Below are 2,413 nucleotides of genomic sequence, written 5' to 3'. Positions count from 1 at the left end.
GCTTTCGAAGACTCCTGGCCGCATCAAGCATCTCGGGCCGCGGCTCGGCCAGCACACCGACGAGGTGCTGAAGGATCTGCTCGGAATCTCCGACGCGGAGATCGAAGCGCTGCGCGCACAGCGCGTGATCTGAAGCTTCCGGAGCGACCATGAAACTACCCGCGAACTTCTACCGGCCGCTTGCGATCGGCGCCCCACTCCCCCTGCGCGAGCTGCCGGTGCGGCCAGAACGCATGATCCATTTCTTTCCCCCGCACGTCGAGAAGATCCGCGCCCGATTACCCGAGATGGCGAAGCAGGTCGATGTGCTGTGCGGCAACCTGGAAGATGCGATTCCCATCGATGCGAAGGAGGCGGCGCGCGCCGGGTTCATCGCCGTCGCGCAGAGCACGGACTTCGGCAGCACCGCCCTCTGGACGCGCGTCAATGCGCTGAACAGTCCATGGTTCCTCGACGACATGCTGGAGATCGTCGCCGCCGTCGGCAACAGGCTCGACGTGATCATGGTGCCAAAGGTCGAGGGGCCGTGGGACATCCACTTCGTCGACCAACTGCTGGCACAGCTCGAAGCCCGCAACAAGGTCACGAAGCCGATCCTCATACACGCGCTCCTCGAAACCGCGCAGGGCGTGAAGAACGTCGACGAGATCGCGTGCGCCAGCCCGCGCATGCACGGCATGAGCTTGGGTCCCGCCGACCTCGCGGCCTCGCGCGGGATGAAAACCACCCGCGTCGGCGGCGGTCACCCCTTCTACGGCGTGTTGGCGGACCCGGTCGATGGCCGGACGGAGCGTGCGTTCTCGCAGCAGGATCTCTGGCACTACACGCTGGCACGCATGGTCGACGCGTGCGTGGCGTCGGGCTTGCGGGCGTTCTACGGACCGTTCGGCGACTTCGCCGACGAGGCGGGCTGCGAAGCGCAGTTTCGCAACGCGTTCCTCATGGGCTGCACCGGCACCTGGACGCTGCACCCCGGCCAGATCGCGATCGCGAAGCGCGTGTTCAGTCCGGACGTGAAGGAGGTGCTATTCGCAAAGCGGATTCTCGAAGCGATGCCTGACGGCGCCGGTGCGGTGCTGATCGACGGCAAGATGCAGGACGATGCCACCTGGAAGCAGGCGAAGGTGATCGTCGATCTCGCGCGGCTCGTCTCCGAGCGCGACCCGGAGCTCAAGCGCGCTTACGGGTTCTGACCTATCGTGAAGACCGAGACCGGCAACTTCTTCGAGGACTTCCGGATCGGCCAGGAGATCGTCCACGCCACGCCGCGCACCGTGAGCGAAGGCGACGTCTCGCTCTACACCGCGCTCTACGGATCCCGCTTCGCAGTGAACGCGTCGTCGCCCTTCGCGGCATCGCTGGGCTTGCCGCGCGCGCCGGTGGACGACCTGCTCGCCTTTCACGTGGTGCTCGGGAAAACGGTGCCTGACATCTCGCTCAACGCCGTCGCCAACCTCGGTTACGCTCTCGGTCGCTTCGGCGAGCCCGTCTACCCCGGCGATACGATCTCGGCGGTCTCGACCGTTCTCGGCCTCAAACAGAACAAGGACGGCAAGGCAGGCGTCGTGTACGTGCGCTCGGTCGGCCGCAACCAGCGCGCAGAAATGGTCGTCGAGTACTGCCGCTGGGTGATGGTGCGAACGCGCGATGCAGATGCCCCCGCGCCGGCGCCACAGGTTCCCGAGTTCCCGTCAGTGGTAGCGACGGATGATCTGCTCGTGCCGCGCGGACTGCGCCTCGATGCTTACGACGGCACACTGGCGGGCAGTCCGTACCGCTGGGAGGACTACGCGGTCGGCGAGCGCATCGATCACGTCGACGGCATGACGATCGAGCAATCCGACCACATGCTGGCGACGCGGCTCTACCAGAACACGGCGCGGGTGCACTTCAACCAGCACGTCGAGAAGGACGGGCGCTTCGGCCGTCGCATCGTATACGGGGGCCACGTCATCAGCCTCGCGCGCTCCCTTTCGTTCAACGGCCTCGCCAACGCCTTAAAGCTCGTTGCGATCAACGGCGGACGCCACGTGGCCCCTACCTTTGCCGGCGACACGGTCTACGCCTGGTCGGAAGTGCTCGACGGGACGCCGCTGCCGGGACGCGACGATGTGGGGGCGCTGAGGCTCAGGCTGGTCGCAACCAAGGATCGCGCGTGCACGGATTTTCCGTACAAGAGCGACGAGGACCGCTACGACCCGTCGGTGGTGCTCGATTTCGACTACACGGCGCTGGTGCCGCGGCGGGGCTGAGCGTCGGCGGTGTAGGTCTCGGGGATCTCGTTGAGCCGATAGTCTCGGCGGCATCCAGCGCTCCAAGCTCCGCCAGTTCGAACCCGAAGCAGTTCTCCGCGTCGTCCGTCGCCTTTGTGCATTCCGCGGACCGCGGTAACCTTGGCGTCGTGAGCAAGCAG

Annotated in this window: 3 protein-coding genes; all 3 read left to right on the top strand. The window is 66.0% G+C overall.

Features of this window, described 5'->3' with window-relative positions; translation table 11 throughout:
* The coding region (locus JNK68_12030; GenBank protein MBL8541084.1) for a CoA transferase at nt 1-133 on the top strand (133 nt) is incomplete at its 5' end.
* A 16-nt stretch (nt 134-149) separates the two neighbouring features.
* Nucleotides 150-1,193 carry a CoA ester lyase gene (locus tag JNK68_12025; protein ID MBL8541083.1) on the top strand — a complete coding sequence of 348 codons (1,044 nt, stop codon included), beginning with the start codon at nt 150-152 and terminating at the stop codon, nt 1,191-1,193.
* A gap of 3 nt (nt 1,194-1,196) precedes the next feature.
* Nucleotides 1,197-2,252 carry a MaoC family dehydratase gene (locus JNK68_12020; protein MBL8541082.1) on the top strand — a complete coding sequence of 352 codons (1,056 nt, stop codon included), beginning with the start codon at nt 1,197-1,199 and terminating at the stop codon, nt 2,250-2,252.
* Nucleotides 2,253-2,413 lie beyond the last annotated feature (161 nt).

The organism is Betaproteobacteria bacterium (genome assembly GCA_016791345.1).
GTDB lineage: Bacteria > Pseudomonadota > Gammaproteobacteria > Burkholderiales > JAEUMW01 > JAEUMW01.
This window is presented reverse-complemented; position numbering and strand designations above follow the sequence as displayed.

Bases quoted from the DNA above. Each gene is read 5' to 3' on its own strand.
- JNK68_12025 (MBL8541083.1), top strand. From the start codon at position 150: ATGAAACTACCCGCGAACTTCTACCGGCCGCTTGCGATCGGCGCCCCA.